General features: G+C 20.7%; 4 protein-coding genes. All 4 read left to right on the plus strand.

Features of this window, described 5'->3' with window-relative positions; genetic code table 4:
• Positions 1 to 176: 176 nt before the first annotated feature.
• On the plus strand, positions 177 to 656 hold the full coding sequence (locus T403_RS0103890) for an Mbov_0392 family ICE element protein (RefSeq protein ID WP_033161510.1): 480 nt from the start codon (positions 177 to 179) through the stop codon (positions 654 to 656).
• Positions 657 to 680: 24 nt separating this feature from the next.
• Positions 681 to 1,343: a hypothetical protein gene (locus tag T403_RS0103895; protein WP_033161511.1), complete on the plus strand. Its 663-nt coding sequence runs from the start codon at positions 681 to 683 to the stop codon at positions 1,341 to 1,343.
• On the plus strand, positions 1,333 to 1,860 hold the full coding sequence (locus tag T403_RS0103900) for a hypothetical protein (protein WP_156933569.1): 528 nt from the start codon (positions 1,333 to 1,335) through the stop codon (positions 1,858 to 1,860). Before T403_RS0103895 ends, T403_RS0103900 begins: the two co-directional genes overlap by 11 nt.
• On the plus strand, positions 1,830 to 2,191 hold a 362-nt coding region (locus tag T403_RS04310; protein ID WP_156933570.1), incomplete at its 3' end, for a single-stranded DNA-binding protein. The genes T403_RS0103900 and T403_RS04310, both read left to right, overlap by 31 nt.

Consider the following 2,191-nt stretch of genomic DNA (forward strand, 5'->3'; position numbering starts at 1 on the left):
AAGTTGATGAAGAATGAGGAGATTTTTATGATCTTTCTTCAAGAGAAATTCTTAATGATTTTTTAAATGAACTAGATGATGATCAATTAATTCAAATTCATCAATATGCTAAAAAACTTAAAAAAGAGAAACAACAAGAACAAGAAAAAGAAATGGAAATGGAATAAAAATAAAAAATGAAAAAATACGTAAATTTAAATGATTATTGTGTGAAAAATGGTTATAAAAATAGCCAATATTTGCTTAATGAAATTATTAAACAAGCAGTTCTAAAACCTGACAAATTGATAGATTTTTTAAACAATAAAATAAAAGATGAAGATTTTATTGATAAAAGTAAATATTATCTTTCTGATTTTTTAGTTGAACAAGCAATTTATGATGCTGATCAACTATATGAAATAGTAAATGAAAGTATTAAAGAATATGGAATGAATAGTCAATATATTGGTTTAGTTGAACCTCTAATTAATAAACCTTGACATAGTGGAGATTGATTAGAAGTTAATGAACCTTATTATTATAAATTTGATTTTTCAGAACCTAGAGATTTTATTAAAGATTATTTTGTATATGCATTAGGTTTAGAAGAAGAAAAAATTTGAATAAAAACACATCAATATGTTAAAGAACTTGAAAAAATAGTAACAAAATAAAGAAAAAAAGGAAATGTAAAAAAAATGGAAAACGCAAATTTTAGCAATAAAAAATTTGAGATAACTGTAGGCTATTTAGACAGAATGGTGATTGATTATGATGAAATGAAAAAAGAAGATTTAAAATTAAAAAAAAATAATAGTGAACAAATATATTCATTTTATTATTATTCTAAAAATATTGACTGAATAGATTATCACATTAATACATCTATTTATTATTTAAATCGAGAAATAAATGAAATTTTAGAACACGCTGGAAGATATATGTACAAAACTAACCATTTTTATGGTTTGTTAAGAGTTGATTGAGAAAAAGGAAAATATGAAGGTAAACAATGATTTTTAAATTCTAAATTTGCAAAAGATGAAAATGATTATATGAATTGAATGTTTAATGATTTTAATTTCAGAGATTGTGAAAAGAAACTAAGTAAATCTGATAAAAAATGAATACAACTAATATTGAATGAAGCTTATTATTGAGCTAAATATAGATTATTAGATATAACTTTTAAATTTGCTTCTATTGCGCCAGTGGGTTTTATTTATCATAGAAGTTACAATGAAGTTGTTGTAAAAAAAATATCTGAACAAACAGTAGAATATGCAAGACAACAATATTTAAATAGTCAAAAAGAATATGATAAATTTAAAAAAACAAAGAAAAATAAAGATGAAAAATAAAACTTATTTAAATATTTATGACTACTATAGAAGTGTTAAAAAATTAAATTCTTTTTGCAATATGCAAAAATGACAAGTAAAAAAAATATTAATCAGTGATATTTTAAAACAAAACATAAATCAAGTTTTTGAATATCTTTATGAACAAACCAATTTTATAAATTTTTTAAATGATAGAAATATTTTTAATGTTAATGCATTATGAGAGTGTATTAATCAATCAATTACACCAGATAAAAAGATAAATAGCCAATTAATTCCTTTAATAATGCCATTAATTAATAATAGCTATAAACAACAAGATTGAATTGAAATTAACAACTATTGAAATAATTTTAAAACAATTAAAAAGAAAAAAATTGTAAGAAATTATTTAAAAAATTTAAAAAGCAATGAATTAATAAAAGTTCATTTACTTACTAACAAATTTAAAAAGAAACAACTAAAAAAAATAACAAATAATAGCGAAATAAAAGGAAAACAAAAATGAACAAATTATTTTTATATGGAAGAATAGCTAGTGATTTAGAGCTAAAACAAACAAAAAACAACAAAAACTATTTAATTTTTAGATTTGCTGTTAATAATAAAAAAAATGATAAAACTGATTTTATACCTTTAATAGCTTGAGAAAGAAATGCAACATTTATTAAACAATGAGCTGATAAAGGAAGTGCACTTTTATTAGAATGTTTTTTATCAATTAATAAATATATTGATAAAACAGGCGCTCTTCGTAGTTGTATAAACTTTAATGTGCAAGATGTAACTTTATTAGAAACTACAGAAACTTTAAATAATAGAAGAGAAAAAAATAAAAATAAAATTACAACTATTAATCAAAATTC

Source organism: Mycoplasma collis ATCC 35278, from assembly GCF_000701825.1.
Taxonomy (GTDB): domain Bacteria; phylum Bacillota_I; class Bacilli_A; order Mycoplasmatales; family Metamycoplasmataceae; genus Mesomycoplasma_A; species Mesomycoplasma_A collis.